12 protein-coding genes are annotated in these 16,361 nt (G+C 49.1%); 4 read left to right on the top strand and 8 right to left on the bottom strand.

Going from position 1 to position 16,361, the window contains the following annotated elements; genetic code table 11:
* The first annotated feature begins 57 nt into the window (after positions 1-57).
* Positions 58-2,664, top strand: coding sequence for an alanine--tRNA ligase (alaS, locus tag HZ996_00245; protein QTN39975.1), 2,607 nt, complete (start codon positions 58-60; stop codon positions 2,662-2,664).
* On the opposite strand, the gene HZ996_00240 is transcribed toward alaS, so the two are convergent.
* The 3 genes from HZ996_00240 to aroB are packed head-to-tail and all read right to left on the bottom strand — an operon-like array spanning position 2,661 to position 5,957.
* Complete coding sequence (locus HZ996_00240; protein ID QTN37628.1) at positions 2,661-3,620, bottom strand: NAD(P)-dependent alcohol dehydrogenase; 960 nt, start codon at positions 3,618-3,620, stop codon at positions 2,661-2,663. The two genes, alaS and HZ996_00240, sit on opposite strands and share 4 nt — an antisense overlap.
* Positions 3,621-3,625: 5 nt before the next feature.
* Positions 3,626-4,855 carry a hypothetical protein gene (locus HZ996_00235; protein ID QTN37627.1) on the bottom strand — a complete coding sequence of 410 codons (1,230 nt, stop codon included), beginning with the start codon at positions 4,853-4,855 and terminating at the stop codon, positions 3,626-3,628.
* A 1-nt stretch (position 4,856) separates the two neighbouring features.
* Positions 4,857-5,957, bottom strand: a complete 1,101-nt coding sequence (aroB, locus tag HZ996_00230; protein QTN37626.1) for a 3-dehydroquinate synthase — start codon at positions 5,955-5,957, stop codon at positions 4,857-4,859.
* Positions 5,958-6,144: 187 nt separating this feature from the next.
* Here aroB and HZ996_00225 point away from each other — a divergent pair, with 187 nt between their 5' ends.
* Positions 6,145-7,230, top strand: coding sequence for a proline dehydrogenase family protein (locus tag HZ996_00225; GenBank protein ID QTN39974.1), 1,086 nt, complete (start codon positions 6,145-6,147; stop codon positions 7,228-7,230).
* Here the strand turns inward: HZ996_00225 and HZ996_00220 are convergent.
* Together HZ996_00220 and HZ996_00215 are read right to left on the bottom strand one after the other, a co-directional pair.
* Entirely contained in the window at positions 7,227-7,937 is a 711-nt protein-coding gene (locus tag HZ996_00220) for a phenylalanine-4-hydroxylase (protein QTN37625.1), read from the bottom strand. The genes HZ996_00225 and HZ996_00220 overlap by 4 nt on opposite strands.
* Before the next feature lie 81 nt (positions 7,938-8,018).
* Positions 8,019-8,702, bottom strand: coding sequence for a hypothetical protein (locus HZ996_00215; GenBank protein QTN37624.1), 684 nt, complete (start codon positions 8,700-8,702; stop codon positions 8,019-8,021).
* On the opposite strand from HZ996_00215, the gene HZ996_00210 reads away from it, so the two are divergent.
* Positions 8,683-9,561 carry a lipid A deacylase LpxR family protein gene (locus HZ996_00210; GenBank protein QTN37623.1) on the top strand — a complete coding sequence of 293 codons (879 nt, stop codon included), beginning with the start codon at positions 8,683-8,685 and terminating at the stop codon, positions 9,559-9,561. The two genes, HZ996_00215 and HZ996_00210, sit on opposite strands and share 20 nt — an antisense overlap.
* A gap of 105 nt (positions 9,562-9,666) precedes the next feature.
* On the top strand, positions 9,667-13,728 hold the full coding sequence (locus HZ996_00205) for a response regulator (GenBank protein QTN37622.1): 4,062 nt from the start codon (positions 9,667-9,669) through the stop codon (positions 13,726-13,728).
* 103 nt (positions 13,729-13,831) lie between these two features.
* Here HZ996_00205 and HZ996_00200 read toward each other — a convergent pair whose 3' ends face one another.
* The 3 genes from HZ996_00200 to HZ996_00190 form a co-directional block, all read right to left on the bottom strand.
* On the bottom strand, positions 13,832-14,185 hold the full coding sequence (locus HZ996_00200; GenBank protein QTN37621.1) for a hypothetical protein: 354 nt from the start codon (positions 14,183-14,185) through the stop codon (positions 13,832-13,834).
* 124 nt (positions 14,186-14,309) lie between these two features.
* On the bottom strand, positions 14,310-15,296 hold the full coding sequence (locus HZ996_00195; GenBank protein QTN37620.1) for a glycosyltransferase: 987 nt from the start codon (positions 15,294-15,296) through the stop codon (positions 14,310-14,312).
* 1 nt (position 15,297) lies between these two features.
* On the bottom strand, positions 15,298-16,359 hold the full coding sequence (locus tag HZ996_00190) for an endonuclease (GenBank protein QTN37619.1): 1,062 nt from the start codon (positions 16,357-16,359) through the stop codon (positions 15,298-15,300).
* Between the last annotated feature and the right edge of the window lie 2 nt (positions 16,360-16,361).

The following is a 16,361-nucleotide window of genomic DNA, read 5'->3' as shown; positions in this document are numbered from 1 at the left end:
AGTGCCTGACTGTCAGTTATCAACAACTACATGTCGGCAAAGTTCAGCCCAATTATGATCTCTTCACAAGAAATCCGCCGCAAATTCTTGCTCTTCTTTTCCGAAAAAGGACATCAAATTGTTCCTTCGGCACCCATGGTCATTAAGGATGATCCAACCTTGATGTTCACCAACGCAGGGATGAATCAGTTCAAGGACTTGATCCTTGGGAACGCGGAAATCCAACACGCGCGAGTGTCCGATACTCAAAAATGTCTGCGCGTTTCAGGAAAGCACAACGATTTGGAAGAAGTCGGGCACGATACCTACCACCACACCATGTTCGAAATGCTCGGCAACTGGTCCTTTGGAGACTACTTCAAGCCCGAAGCCATCGCTTGGGCGTGGGAGTTGTTAACGGAAGTGTACGGTTTGGACAAGGATCGTCTTTACGTAACGGTATTTGAAGGAGACGACTCGGATGGCTTGGGCATGGATCGCGAAGCCTACCACGAGTGGAAAAACATTGTCCCAGAGGATCGAATTCTGATGGGAAACAAAAAAGATAATTTCTGGGAGATGGGCGACCAAGGGCCTTGTGGTCCTTCTTCGGAAATCCATATAGACCTGCGGTCCGATGAGGATCGCCGCGCCTCCTCTGGGGCTGTATTGGTAAATCAAGACCACCCGCTGGTGGTGGAGATTTGGAACCTCGTGTTCATGGAGTACAATCGCCTCGCCGATGGCTCCTTGGTGCATTTACCCAAGAAACACGTCGATACCGGAATGGGATTTGAGCGCCTGTGTATGGCACTTCAAGGAGTTCAATCCAACTATGACACGGACGTCTTTAAGCCCATAATTGCCCGAATCGCGGAATTATCGGGTCACGAATACGGGAAAGATGAGAAGGCCGACATTGCTATGCGTGTGGTCGCGGATCATGTCCGCGCCATTGCTTTCTCTATTGTGGACGGTCAACTTCCAAGCAATACGGGGGCAGGATATGTCATTCGCCGAATTTTGCGTCGTGCCTCTAGATATGGTTTTACCTTCCTCGATCAAAAGGAGCCTTTTATCTACAAGCTGATCGAAGTCTTGGACGAGCAAATGGGTTACTTCTTTGATGGCTTGCGCAAGCAGAAAGACCTGATCCAAAAAGTCATTCACGAAGAAGAAGCATCCTTCCTGAGAACCTTGGAACAAGGACTCAAAAGACTGGATCAATACCTGGAAGAAAGCCAATCCAACGAACTGTCGGGGGACAAGGTATTCGAACTATATGATACCTATGGATTTCCAACGGATTTGACAGAATTGATTCTGCGCGAGCGTGGAATGGAGATGAACCGTGCTGAATATGAAGCCGAGCTCAATCGCCAAAAAGAACGTTCAAGAGCTGCGGCGGAAATGACCACCGAAGATTGGGTGGTATTGGTCGAAGATGAGCGCGAAGAGTTTGTAGGGTATGATTACCTGGAAACGGAAGTGCGCATTACCCGCTACCGCAAAATCAAAACGAAAAAAGGCGAACTGTTTCAAATTGCCTTTAATCTGACGCCATTTTATCCCGAGGGGGGAGGTCAGGTTGGAGATCGAGGAACCATCGTCTGTGAGGATGACACGGTAGAAATATTGGGAACAAAGAAGGAAAACAATCTCATTGTTCATACAACAGAACGTCTTCCGCTGTATACGGATCGCGCGTATCGTGCTTATGTAGATGAATCAGCTCGTCGTTTGGCGGAAAATAACCACTCAGCCACTCACTTGCTGCACAAAGCTTTGCGAGAGGTCCTTGGGGATCATGTGGAACAGCGGGGTAGTTTGGTCAATCCAGACCATCTCCGATTCGACTTCTCGCACTTTCAGAAAATGACCGAAGAGGAGGTCAAGCAAGTAGAAGACTGGGTCAATCTTCGCGTTCGCCAAAACTTGGAGTTAGAAGAGCATCGAAGTGTTCCTATGAGCGCTGCAAAGGATATGGGCGCCATGATGCTCTTTGGGGAGAAATATGGAGATACGGTTCGCGTCATTCGATTTGGCGAAAGCGTAGAGCTCTGTGGGGGAACCCATGTCCCAAGTACCGGTCAAATTGGACACTTCAAGATTGTAAGCGAATCAGCTATTGCCGCAGGAATCCGGCGAATTGAAGCCATTACTGCAGTTAAGGCGGATGCCTATTTCCGCGGACAAGAGGAATTGTTACACCAGGTCAAGGAGCTTTTGAAGTCACAAGATCCCTTGAAGTCCATTCAACAGCTGAGGGACGAGAACCACAAGATGCAGCGTCAAATTGAATCCCTTTTGGCTGAAAAAGCTGGAGGCTTGAAAGACGAACTGCTTCAAAGTGCAGTGACGCACGATTGGGGTCGACTCATTATTTCCAAAGTTGATTTGGATCCAGGTAGCATCAAGAACTTAGCCTTCGAGCTTAAGGCAGAACATCAAGATCTCGTTGCGGTACTCGCTACTGTGCACAACGGAAAACCCAATCTCAACGTGTTGATTTCGGAACCGCTGATTTCAGACAAGGATTGGAATGCCGGAACCATTATTCGTGAGCTCGCTCAGGAAATCAAAGGGGGCGGTGGTGGCCAGCCGTTCTTTGCCTCGGCCGGAGGAAAGGAAGCAGGTGGAATCGACAGAGCCTTGGACAAGGCAAAAGCTCTTTTTGGAGCTTAAGGTTTTAGAAGCACGCTTCCGACCTTTTGCTCGCTCATGACGTAGGCATAAGCCTCTTGTATGTCGTCTAAGGCAAAGGTCTGATCAATAAGCGGCTTATAGGCGGAGCGCCCAAAGAGCTCATTGAGGTACTTCAGGCTTTTTGGAATGTCAATAGGGACTGGAAATTTCACGCGTTTGCCCCGGTGAAAAAGTCCGAGAATCGAAAGGGGAATGTTTTCGGCTTTTGGGCCAAGCTCAGAGCTGATGTAGACGGCCCCGGGTTTCATGATACGCTTACAATAACGGAATCGACTTTTCCCCACTGCGTCAAAAACGAAGTCGTATTGCTCATCTTGCTGGGTGAAATCCTCCGCGGTATAGTCAATCACGCGAGAAGCTCCCAGGGCCAATACGCGCTCGGAATGCTCTGGTCGACAAGTAGCAACAACGTGAATACCGCGATCAACCAGCATTTGAATCGCCGCGGATCCGATGGCACCTGTTCCGCCGTTGACCATTACGCGTTGTCCGGGAGCTAGCTTGACTTTATTAAGGAAATTTAAAGCGTAGTGACCTCCTTCAACGCCAGCCACGGCTTCTTCAAAGGTCACGCCCTCCGGAATTCTAATTAAGCTGTCATCGGCTGGCCAGGTGCAGTATTCTGCTTGTGTGGCGTGACTATTGTCATTCAATCCGTAAACTCGATCCCCCACAGAGAAATTTTGTACTTGACTTCCTACAGCTTCAACAGTACCTGAGAAATCCGTTCCGGGAGTGGGATTCTTGGGTTTACCCAATCCGGTGAATAATTGCATCAAGAGGTAGTTGCCAAGTACGACTCCACAATCCGTGCGGTTCACCGTGGTGTAGGCAATTTTAATAAGGACTTCGTTCTCTTTTGGTTCGGGCCGGTCTACATCGCGTACCTCCAAGATTTCAGGGCCGCCATAGACCGTTCGATACACGGCTTTCATAGTCGTTACAATAGGTTCAGGCCTAAAGTACGGCCTTCTTCCCAAAACAAGGGGTAGCTCTTGGAAACGACTTCGGGGTCCTTAATCTTAATCGCCTGAATTTGTGATAGTGGAGCAAAGGCCATGGCCATTCGATGATCCCCGTAGGTTTCATGAATGATGTCTTCCTCTGGATGGGCGAAGGAACCCCATTGCAAACTATCGGAACCTATTTCTACTGCCGCACCCCATTTACTTAACTCTGCGCTCAGAGCTTCAAGCCGATTGCTTTCCTTGAACCTCAAATGACCAATTCCTTTGATTCGACCGGCCAATCTCAAACCTACACATGTGGCGGCCACAGTGGGAACTAGATCCGGCGCATCCGAAAGATCTAAATCGAGCCGTTCGGGAAGACTTCGGTCCAACAAGGCGACGTGTAGGCCAGATTGGGTGTCTGTGGCTTGAAGCCCCCAAGACTTGTAAATATGAAGAAGACGTTCATCGCCTTGAAGGGTATTTGGATGTAACCCCTTTAGCGTAACGCTTCCTCGGCCTCGGAGTATCAGTGCACTTAACCAAAAGGCCGCGCTACTCCAATCCGCCTGGGGACAAAGGTCAAAGCTAGATGTGTAGCCCGTAGGCTTGATGCTCAGTTTGTTTTTGTCCCTTTCAATCTGTGCACCGGCTCCTTCCATGATTTCTTGGGTCAGATCGATGTAGCTTACTGAAACCAGCGGTCCGGTCCAACGGAGATCAAGTCCGTTTTCAAGGTAGGGCGCAATCATCATTAGGGAACTCACGAATTGACTGGATTCCTGATTGTTCCATTGCAGACGACCGCCTTGAATGTTTGATGGGTGAATAAGTAGGGGAGGGTAACCTGCTTTCCCGAGGTATTCAATTTTAGCGCCAAGGAGTTGCAGAGGTTCCACCAGGCCTTGAATAGGTCTTCCCCGCATCTGTTCATTTCCATCGAGGCGGAAACTTTGGCCTGTCTCCATGGCTTTAAGGGCCAAGAAGCTGGTCATAAAGCGATACCCTGTTCCCGCTCCTCCAACATTGCGCTCTGCCCCTTCTTCCGTTAATGCGTCATACATACGATGCACATCATCGGCTTGGTACACTTTCGGCTCGGGAAGGGGCTGACCGCTTAAGGCACGGACGATGTAGTATCGGTTCCACCACGATTTTGAGTCAGGAAGGCGAACTTCGCCGTTCTTCCACTGGGTCCATTGGAGGTTGATGGTGCTCAATTCAATCTTCTTTGTTTTGCATTTCGGCCCGTTGAATATAGTAGTTCAAGCCTGCCAAAATGAGGTCGTCCGCGCAGCTTTCTCCTATGGAGTAGGATCCAATGCTCGGGATTAAGCTGAAGCGAATTTGACCATGTGTGTTTTTCTTATCCTGCCTCATCCAATCAAGGATGGCAACGACTTCATCGGCCCGTAGGGCCACTGCTCCAAAAAGGGCAAATAGGAAATCAGCAATCTGATCCAGCTCTTCGTGCGGGAGGCCCAAAACCCGATAACTGAGGTAGCTTTCGATGATCATCCCAGCGGCAACCGCCTCTCCGTGAAGGATGGAAAGACGCTCTTCATCCATAAGGAAATGGCTCTCAAGAGCATGTCCCACGGTATGGCCAAAATTGAGGGCTTGACGAGCACCGTGGTCTTTAGGGTCTTGCTCGACAAAACGGTATTTAATGCGAACAGAGGTATAGATGAGTTGCATCAAATCTTCTGGATTCGCAAGTGGAGTGGCCATGCATTTTTCCCATAATTCTGAATCCGCAATTAAGCCGTGCTTTATTACCTCGGCAAAGCCAGATAGATACTGTCTTTTGCTAAGGGTTTTGAGAAATTCTGGGAAAATGAGCACGGCCTTTGGGTGAGCAAAAACGCCAATTTGATTCTTGGAGCCTTGGAAATCTACACCGAGTTTACCGCCCACAGAAGCATCGACCTGCGACAATAAAGTCGTGGGAATATGAATGAAGTCAATTCCCCTCTTGAAGGTGGCTGCTGCAAAACCACCCATGTCTGTGATAACACCTCCTCCGAGGTTGATGAGCAGAGATTGTCGGTCAGCGCCCTGAGTGTGTAGCTGTTGCCAAATGCTGCTGCAGGTATCCAAATCCTTGTGTTCCTCACCGGTGGGAATCCGAATCATCTGAGCTTCTCCAATAGAGGAAAGGTGATGGTGGAGAATGGGCCAACAAAGCTCTAAGGTTTGTTCATCGACGAGAATAAAAATCGAGCTATAGTCCTGGTTCCGTAAGGATTCATCCAATGCACGAAGACCCAATTCACCGAAGTAAATGGGATATTCACGAGTTTCGAAAAGGGACCTGGCCATGGGCTTGCGCTTGAAGGCGGTAAATATAGGGCGGAATGGGTGAACAAACTTATATTTGTCCACGCTTCTATAGAGGCTTAACCCAAAGAAAACGCTCTTGGCTGAGAAAATCCTTTTCGACGATACAAGTGTAGCCTTTCGCGCCAAAACCAATCGAGAATTGCGCCGGGCCTATTACCTGTTTCGCATGCTGAACTATCCCTGGTTGGTCGAGGTAGGTAAGGCCTTGACTCGGCTGGCCCTTTTTCTGAGATTGCCCATCAAACCATTGATTCGAGCAACGGTCTTTGATCACTTCTGTGGAGGAGAAACCATGGAGGAGTGCGAGCAGACTTTGGGACAACTTCGAAAGCTCGGTGTTGAGGTTATATTAGATTACTCCGTTGAAGGCGACGTGACACGTGAAGTGTTGGACGCGACGCAGCAAGTGGCCTTGGATATTATCGATCACGCTAAGTCCGTCCCTGGAATCCCCTTTACGGTTTTCAAGCCCAGTGGGTTGATTCGATTTGCGCTGCTGGAGAAAGTCCAGAAGGGAGATGCCTTGACCGCAGACGAACAGGCCGAATGGGATCGAGCGCGAAAGCGTGTTGAAGCTGTGGCCGCTAAATCAGCGGAAATGAATGTCCCACTACTGATTGACGCGGAGGAGAGCTGGATTCAATCTGCGGCTGACGAATTGGTGCGTGATTTGATGCTGAAATTTAATCGTGAGCGGGCGATAGTGTACAACACCATGCAGATGTACCGCCACGACCGTTTGGACTACCTCAAGCGCTTGTATGAAGACGGAGTGGCCAACAATTTTCATGTAGGTATCAAAATCGTGCGTGGAGCGTATATGGAGAAAGAGCGCGATCGTGCTCGAGAGTTGAATTACACGGACCCCATCCAGAAGACCAAGGCAGATACCGATCGTGACTTCAACGCCGCATTTCGATTCATTTTGGAGCGACTCGATCAAATGGCCATCGTGGCTGGGACCCACAACGAACAGAGTTGCCAACTCGGGGTGGACTTGATGGATGAGTTGAGCATAGAAAAAACGGACCCTAAGGTTTACTTTTCTCAGCTCTATGGGATGAGTGATCACATCAGTTTTAACCTTGCTGATCGAGGATACAATGTGGTCAAATACTTGCCCTTTGGTCCAGTTCGGTTTGTGATGCCTTACCTGTTCCGACGAGCCGAAGAGAACACCTCCGTCGAAGGTCAAGCCGGCCGCGAGCTAACACTCCTCTCAAGAGAGTGGAACCGCCGGAAGGGCGCCTAATCCACGGTTTTCTCCCAATCGTCTAGGGCCTTGTGTAGGTCCTCGAAGTCGGTAATCTCAAAATACAATTCCTGGATGCTCATACTGTCAAATGGGCGAGCGATGACTTCTTCTATACGAAAGGGAAGCACCTCCGGTTTTGGACTCATTGCGAACTCGATTTCGCCTCCTGAACTCATCAATCCTGCACCATAGGCTTTCCTTATTCCATTTTCATTTATGAGCCCGAACTCTAAGGTATACCAGTAAATGCGTTGAAGCTCGATCAAGCGTTTTTCGTTCTGACTGTGTTTTTGACCGAGCAGCCCAAGGCGATGGGTGAAATCGGCAAAGTCGCGTTCAACGAGGAGCGGGAGATGCCCAAAACTATCGTGAAACATATCGGGTTCCTCTAGATAGTCGAGCTGCGATCTTTTTCGGATCCACGTGCTCGCCGGAAAAGCTTTTTCTGCGAGAAGGCTGTAAAACTGGTCAATCTCAATGAGTCCTGGGACCACCTCAATCCTCCAGCCTGTAGCCTCCAAGAGTCGCTTTGTGAGGTTCTCGTAATTCGGAAGCCGCTCTTTGTAAAAGATGTCCGAAAGTTGATCTAAGGCGCCGTTGTAGCGAACAGAAGCATGTTCGGCGATCTTGGTTCGCTGTCGATTGAATAGGATGTTCCAGACCTCATGGTCCTCCTTGGTGTATTGACTATATACTTGTTGCAAAATGCTCGTGTTTGAATTGTTTAAAAGGAATGAGCGCCCAAAATTGTTGAGCGCTTTAAGCAACAATTCTGAGCGTGGACTTTAGTAGGCGCCGGTATGCCAAACGCGATACTCTTCCAAGTTGGAGAGATACTCTTCTGCGTCCCAAACAATGCCTTGACGTTGGCAGTATTCCGCCATAGGCGCCATCCCCATTTCCGCTCGACGTTTGTCGACGTTAAGAGGATCTTCTAGGGGTGCAACATAGGGTTGATCCCCTGGGCCGTAGGCGATTTGACTTCCATAAGTTTGATCATTTCCCTCTCGAAGGGCCACCCGATCTAGAAAGCTCGCTAAGTTGGATTTCCTCATATGGCCAGCCTCGGCCGCCGCAATCATGCCGTCGCGCATTTTTTGCTGCACTTCGAGTGGTGAATGCTGCACCACGAGCCATTGAGCATGAGCAGCCTTTGGGGAAATTTTGGGCGGGGTGAGCCATCCGTATTCACCCCAGATCTGCTCCAAGGTGTCCAGGTTGGTTTTGTCCACCCGCTGCATTTCTGCGCCGTACAATTCACGGGCTTCCTCCCAGCCGCTGGAATCAACGACAGCCATAAACTCGCGGCGAATGCCCTGATCAGACTCATAGACCTCTTCAAGAAAGGCACTGAGTTCCGGCATTTCCTGCGCGAAAAGAGTACCATGAATACAGATCAGCGCAACAATAGTGAAGGCTTTTCGTTGAATTCCTCGATAGCTTTGTAGAGTGAATAAGTCTGTTTTCATATTTCTAGTGGTGCTGGTTTTGTCTCCCAGTCTCGCTTGTGCCCAAGGTATAGAATTTTGGGGGGAGAACGATGCTTTTTATGCACCCGCTCCAACAGATCGATTTTACACCAACGGTATGGGACTGCGCTATTCCTTTTCCGCTAACGAGAGGCGACAGTGGGTCCTTTCTGCGGAACATCGAATGTACAATGGCCTAAAGAATACCCGTCCTCAGGCCATCGAAGATGATCGGCCGTATACAGCAACCCTAACTCTGGGCGCCACTCATCACGGATTTTCCGAATCTTCTTCAGTTCGAAACACCTGGTCCACGGCCTTCGGAGTCATGGGTCCTCAGGCGGGAGGCTCGGCAGTGCAAAACGGCGTTCATGACCTCTTGGAGAACAGTTCCGAAGCCTATGGCTGGGACCGTCAACTTTCCACGATGCCCATCGTTCAAGTCGGATATCAGCGAATGTACTTCACCGGAAATAACTGGGTGGCCCTCACGGGCCGATTCGGGGGTGACTTAGGAACAGCCAATACTTCGTTGAGTTCCGGAGCCGATGTTTACCTGGGGATTGTGGATCGTCCTTGGGCGGCACGAAGCGGAGAGCAGCGATTCGTACGCCTGCATGGATCTCTTACAGCTCAAGGAGTCCTCTACGATGCAACCCTACAGGGAAGTCCCTTTCAAAATGATCCTTATGGAGTAAGCGCTGAACGTCTCGAAAACTTTCGATTACTGGCCTACACAGGGCTAGAAGTACAGGTTAAGGGCGTGTATTTGCAAGCGGGATTCTATTGGTCAAGCCCTGAATTACACGGCTTAGATGGTCATCGTTACGGATCGGTGGGTCTGGGATTCTTCTTTTGAGGCATCGTGCCGTAGGCACTTTTTATCCAGAATATCCAAGAGAGAAAGAGAAGAGCATTAAACTCGTTTTCACTAACTTACCCTAAACCTAAGACTCTCTGCGACATGAGCCCGAGCAATCTGCTCCGACTTATAGCTCTCACATTTCTGTTCTTTTTTACTCAGGTCCACGGATCGTCGGATCCTTTTGGTCCTAGTTTGAACGCCTATTTTCAGTATGAGTTACTGACCACGGAAGAGGGGCTCTCTCAGGGCTTGGTGGAGGCGGTTCTCGAGGATCATGAGGGGTACTTGTGGTTGGGTACGCCCGGAGGATTGGACCGTTATGACGGTTCTTCCTTTTTGCACTTTTACCACAATCCACTCGATTCCAATAGCCTTTCCGTCAATGGGGTTCATTTAATCTTTGAAGATTCTAAGCACCGCATTTGGCTGGGGTTGTCCGATCAGTCCATCAATGTAATCAGCCCGGATCGAAAGCACGTGCACCGAATTCAACGCGATACCAATATGATCGATGATCGTACTGGTCGGGTTCGACAAATCATGGAGCATCCCGATGGCCGAATTGTTCTTTTAGACTACAAGGGAAGGATCGGGTTCCTGGAGGCCGGTAGCACCTTTGAAGAGGTCAAAGCCTTGGAACAATGGTCCGGTCAGAAATGGGCAGAGCTGGAGTTCGGCAGATCACTCGGTTCGGTCCTGACGATTGACATCAGTGGGGATACGCTTTGGGTGGGTTCTATGAATCACCTTTTTTACGGAGTACTTTCTCGGGAATCGGAACCCGAATGGAAAGAAGTTTCCATTTTCGATGAAGGCAAAGAACCATTTGATTGGGCAGGTGACTACTATCGCTTCGTTCAGTGTAACGGAAATGTGGTCCATTTGGGAACGGACGACGGTCGAATGATTCAGTACGATTTACTCAAGGAACAATCGAGTCTCATTGATTTTAGGGAACGCTTTCCCGACATTATGGTCGGTTCTTACCTTCAAGATGAGTACGGAACCTATTGGGTCAGTACTTTTCAAGGCGTGTTCCTGTATGATCCGGTTGCGGACACGGCTATTTTTCCGGCGCGGCTGAACGACAGAGACTATACGCTTCTGGCTCAATGCATGATCCGAACAACAGGTGGACAAATCGTCATTGGAGGCAATGGTCGCGGACTGTTCATTTGCAGTCCAGGCGATGTGCCGTTTTCCTACTACGGAGAAGAAACGCGGAGAGCAGGGAACGAAGCCTTCATCCGGTATTATCCTAAAATCCGAAAAGGTCCGGAAGGAGAGTTGATCGTCCTCTATCGGGACATGCAGGAACTGGACCTGCGGTCATCGGTATTGAGCCCATTCGGTGACTGGGCCAACCTACATCCGAGCCGAACGGATCGATTCAATGTTCAGGATTTCCATGTGGATCGGTACGGGAACCAATGGGTGGCCACCCAGTCCGGAGTCATTCGAAGAAATCCCAATGGAGAAGTTCGGTTTTGGGATCGAAGTCATGAGGGTGGTTACGGAGCACCTTCTTGGATTCGGAAGCTGTATGAAACCAGGGATGGACGAATATTGGGTTTCTGCACGCGATACATGCTGACCTATATACCCGAAGAGGACAACTTTATCAGGCAGCCATTTTCAACAGATTCTGTGACGGTTTGGGACAATTCAGTAAACGCCGTATATGAGGATTCTGAAGGGGCACTTTGGCTTGGAACATATTGGGGTCTGCACGTCGTTCACCCCGACGGGAGATTTGAACAGAAATTCCCGGGTATAAGGATAACTGACTTTATAGCTCAAAATGACCAGGAACTTTTTGTGGCCACTCGAGACGGAGGGCTGCTGCGATTTGATTTGAAGAAGGGAGATTGGAAGACTTATGGAGTTCAAGAAGGTCTGACCAATACGACGGTTTACGCTTTGGAAAACGATAGGTCAGGTCAGATCTGGTTAAGCACGAATAGGGGGCTTTTTCAATTTGATCCCGAAAAAGAGACCTTTCAAAATTACGTGTACGGAACGGGGATTCAAGGGAATGAATTCAACATGGGTTCTTCGCTGGTGTTGGGAGACAAGCTGTTTTTCGGTGGGATGAAAGGACTGACGGCTTTTTCTCCAGAGCAGTTCAAGGGACCGGGCTCCGAGTCTCCCGTCCTGTGTTCTTCCATTATGCAGTATGCATCTGGTGGACTGGTAGAGCGAACGCCAAATGCGAATTCCGAGGCGCCCTGGACTTTTAATGCTATGGAATCAAGGCGCTTGGAATTTTCTTTTTTCTGGCCAAATTTCTCCCATACACACCTTCATAGATACGAATATGCCCTGCAGGGACGCGGGGAAGGAATTGAATGGGCGCCCGTCCCGGGAGGCAATAAACTCACTTTATCCGAACCTTCCACGGGTAAATACCTCTTGTTGGTCAGAGCCGTAGATTGGAGTGGGAGGGAGAGCCCTTTATCTTTTAAGCAGATGGTCGTTTTTAGGCCGCCATGGTACAAAAGCCCTACCGCGTTTACCTTGTATCTGATGGCTTTAGTCTTTGGAGGTGTGGCTTTCCTGCGGTTCCAGAAAAAACGTTTGGAACTCAGAGCCGAGCTCCAATTTGAGCGGAACGAGGCCGCCCGAATTCGAGAATTGGAATCCGCGAAGACCCGGTTCTTCTCCAATATTTCGCACGAGTTTAAAACACCTCTTACACTCTTGCTTGGGCCCATTCGGGACCTTTTTAAAGACTCTAAGGACGCCAAAGAACGATACTTGTTGAACATAGCCCAACGCAATGGAAGGGACTTGTTGCAATTGATATCCCAACTCCTTGATTTGAATAAGTATGAGGAGGGAATGTTGGAGGCTCATTACCTACAGGGCGAACTAACAGGATTTGTTCAATCTGTTGTGGACCGGATGATGCCCATGGCCACGCAACGCGGAATTTCAGTCGATCTTCAAATGCCTGAGCCGCGACACCTTGGATTTGACGGGCCCAAACTAGAGCGGATTCTGGTAAACATCCTCGCTAATGCACTCAAGTATGCCAAGGATAACGGAAGAGTTCGTCTGATTGTGAATTTTGAAAGCGAAGACTTCACACTTTCCATTGAAGATGATGGACCTGGGATTCCAGAGAAGAATCGCGCAGATCTATTTAAGCCGTTTTATCAGGTCAAGGGGAAGGATGCCTATCGAGCGGGTGGAACAGGTATAGGGCTGGCCTTGTGCAAGACCTATGTTGAGCTTATGGAAGGGCGCATTGATGTCTCCGTGTCTGAATGGGGAGGAGCCTTGTTCACGATCCGCCTTCCTTATCACCAAGCCGAAGCGGTTGAGGATGATTATTCTTTTGAAGAACAAGAATCGCACACCTCGGCCGAGATTGAGGGTTATGAGCCAAACGAGGAACGCGGAGAGGATACTCCGCTCATACTTATAGCTGAGGACAACGAGGATTTGAGAGCCTATCTGCGGATTTCGCTATTTGATGATTATCGAATTCTAGAAGCACCCAACGGAATAGAGGCCCTTCGCATTGCTCAAGAGACTATTCCGGACATCGTGTTGTCAGATGTTATGATGCCCGAAATGGATGGAATTCAGTTGTCTTCGAAGTTAAAGGACGAGCATGACACTTGCCACATACCCGTGATACTTTTAAGTGCATTGAGTGCCTTGGAGACGAGGTTGAAGGCCCTTGAATCCGGTGCCGATGACTACATGGTCAAGCCGTTCAGCAAAGAAGAGCTTCTCTTGCGCCTTCGAAATATGCTGACTTGGAAAACCTCATTGCAAGAGGCTTTTCGATCAAAATATTCGGATGCGCAAAGGGTTTCGGAGCCAATCCCCTCCGAAGATCCTTTTTTGCAAAAACTGGATGAGGTGATGCAAGAGCATTTCGAAGATCCAGAATTCGATGTTCAGCAATTGTGCTCGGCGCTCGCGGTTAGTCGATCCAAGCTTCACCGCAAATTAAAAGCGGTAACCGGTTTGTCGGCCACACAATTTGTCCGAAGCTTCCGACTAAATAAGGCAATGAAGTTACTGGTTGAGCGAGAAAGCAGCGTCAAGGAAGTGGGATACTCTGTTGGATTCAATAGTTCCAGCTATTTTACTCGGTGCTTCACGGAACATTTTGGATACGCCCCTTCGCAAGTAGAAAAAGCATAAGCCCAGCACAGGGCTGGGCTTATAGAAGATGGACACGAATTTCTACTTTGTCTACCTTAACCTAGGACCATCTTCGGTAGTATGTTGCGTTGGAGCCTGTTTCTTATTGCAGAGATCCCGTTGTTTGGTCGGTCAGAGATTCTGACTGAGCGGGCAAATGAACAGGCGCTTCTTCAGGCCATCCGTTTACTTCGTAGCATACTGACTGGTACGCTCGACCATTGATGGTCACGATGGCAGAGAAGTATCCATTTGTCCCAGTACTGAATTCGGCTTGAGTTGCCTCTGCAATCTCTTCGCCTGTATCACAGTTCACCCACTGGACTTCTGCATTTTCAACATGAATGTGAATGTTTTGCCCATCCGTACACACGATAAATTCGGGAAGGACGGTTGAATTCTGAGCGGCTAAAAGTCCAAAGGACATCAAAGCCAAAAGGGAAAAAAGTGTTTTCATGATGTTGAGCTTTGAAACAAAGATGTCCAGATTGTCACCAATAGAGATGAACTCTTGTTTCAAAGACCTGCACATATGTGTCATGTCCTATAAACACCAGAAAAACAAGGGTTTAGGCGGAGTGTTAAAGCCAGGAAAGAGGCTTTTTCGGCATCGTTTCACGCATTTTAAGTGGTTTCGGATGCACTTGAGCCCCGGTCATGACGTGCTCAAAGAGGGCAAGATAACCCTCGGTCATTTTGAGTGCGTTGAAGTTGTTCAAGGCATATTCATGTATGGCTTGACGATCATAATCATCGGCTCGCTTCAACGCCTCCGCCATACTGCTCGATTCATTTGTGAGATATCCAGCAAAGCTCGGAATCAACTCGGGTAGCGCTCCGTAGGGAGTCGCAAATACGGGACAGCCAAAATACATAGACTCGATTACAGCTAACCCCATAGGTTCGGGCCAAAGTACGGGGAACACAAGTCCCTTGGATTTCCCGATGCGCTCGTATTTCTCTTCTCCGCCAACCATACCGTGAAAACGTACTCGGGGTGTCCAGGTCCATCGAATGCCCATGCTGAAATTGAATCGCACTCCGCCCAGAACGTGCAAAGGTGCCCTGACTTGCTCCGTAACATCTATGGCTCCCTTCAGGTTTTTAATCCGCCACGCCGCCTTTCCCAAAAAATGGAAGTACTCCCGATCCTGTTCTATTTTCGGATCCCCGTATTCCCGCCAATCCATACCATTGTATACATAGGCCTCACCACCGTGCCTCCAGGCGTGATTTTTCGAAATAAATACGGTGTTGGGGTCAATGGGATCTGCTTTTCCCCAATTTCCGTGCATGGTAATAATGTACGGTTTGCCGATGCTTGAAGCCTCGGGTTCATTGTAGTGGAAGTGTACCACATCAACATCTTCAGGAATTTGATCGGCAATGGGGCGTTCACGGTCCAATTCGAGTACGTCAGCAAAATCACAAGTCGATCCAGCTCCCACCAAGTAGGTCACGCGGTGTCCCAGTTCAACGGACAATTTCCCTTGATACCAAATATCGCGTTCCGTTCCTCCATAGTAGAAAACGGGAATCACGGATGTATGCACGATAAGGATGTGCATTTTAAGGCTGGAAATAAATACGATGAAGGGAAGGAGTGCCTGCGGCACGATGGAGCACCAAAAGGTAGGTGCCCGCACCAAGTGAAGAGGATTCCAATGAAATACCCTCAGCTTTTCTTTTCGAGGCCACCAATCGTCCCTGAAGGTCAAACAGTTCAGCCTTGTCGACTTTTTCGTCCCATTGGATCCGACGACTCGTAGGGTTCGGATAAACCTTTAGCTCGATAGCCCGCGTATCCTCCAAACCAATAGTACTGGGTCCGGTCCAAGCCGTTCCCTGCAATAGGCCCCAGAGATGCTCCGCTAATTCTGGATAGTCGATAAAGGGATTTCGATTGCCTTGAAACCCGAAGATGACCTCGTTGCGGTTCGCTTCAAATGCATCCACCGTATCCGATCGATGCCATTCGAGCAAAGTGCTCAATACGGCATGAAGTGGCTGCTGAGAGCCTTGAGCTTGCAAAGCATCAGTGAGTTCAAGGTCTGGCTCAGAACCATCTCCTTCATAGCGAACAGCCATGTAAAAAATCATCCGGGCGACATCGCCTTTTACGGCGTCTCTGGGCTCAAAAGTCCAAACGCCATTGTCGTATCGGCTTCCTGTGTTCTGACCTTCGTCAATAACGTCTACACAGCTCACGCAGTCGTCAAAATTTCGATTGTTTCGGGTACTGTTTACGCTGATATCACAGGGCCGCAAATGATGGGCGTCGGTTCCAGGACCTTGGCTATTGCCGAAATTCCCTCTAGATTTTGCCCATACGTGTTCGCGGTTCCAGCCGACGCCATTGTTATACTCTTGATCTCCATCAACAGACCGCCCCGAGTAGAGTAGAATAACATTATCCGCATTGTTGGGATCCTTGTCTGTTTCTTTTAGCATATCCCAGACATCGGTACTCGAACTGGAATAGGGATAGGTTGTGTGCCCGTCAATGATGTTGTGCAGTTCCGCTTTTAAGGAGTCATCGCCAAGACCAAGAGCGCTCTGGTAGTATGGTGAGACTTGAGCTGAGGCTCCACAGGCAATCAAAATGCCAATAAAAAGTAGGCCTTTACGCATAG

Source organism: Cryomorphaceae bacterium, assembly GCA_017798125.1.
Lineage (GTDB): Bacteria > Bacteroidota > Bacteroidia > Flavobacteriales > ECT2AJA-044 > ECT2AJA-044.
The sequence above is the reverse complement of the archived record's forward strand: the minus strand, read 5'-3'. Positions and strand labels throughout refer to the sequence as shown.

Excerpts from the sequence above, each read along its gene's own strand:
- aroB (QTN37626.1), bottom strand. The coding sequence starts at position 5,957 with ATGGCCAGGTCCCTTTTCGAAACTCGTGAATATCCCATTTACTTCGGT.
- HZ996_00225 (QTN39974.1), top strand. The coding sequence starts at position 6,145 with ATGCTGAACTATCCCTGGTTGGTCGAGGTAGGTAAGGCCTTGACTCGG.
- HZ996_00190 (QTN37619.1), bottom strand. The coding sequence starts at position 16,359 with ATGCGTAAAGGCCTACTTTTTATTGGCATTTTGATTGCCTGTGGAGCC.
- HZ996_00205 (QTN37622.1), top strand. The coding sequence starts at position 9,667 with ATGAGCCCGAGCAATCTGCTCCGACTTATAGCTCTCACATTTCTGTTC.
- HZ996_00215 (QTN37624.1), bottom strand. The coding sequence starts at position 8,702 with ATGAAAACAGACTTATTCACTCTACAAAGCTATCGAGGAATTCAACGA.
- HZ996_00195 (QTN37620.1), bottom strand. The coding sequence starts at position 15,296 with ATGCACATCCTTATCGTGCATACATCCGTGATTCCCGTTTTCTACTAT.
- HZ996_00240 (QTN37628.1), bottom strand. The coding sequence starts at position 3,620 with ATGAAAGCCGTGTATCGAACGGTCTATGGCGGCCCTGAAATCTTGGAG.
- HZ996_00200 (QTN37621.1), bottom strand. The coding sequence starts at position 14,185 with ATGAAAACACTTTTTTCCCTTTTGGCTTTGATGTCCTTTGGACTTTTA.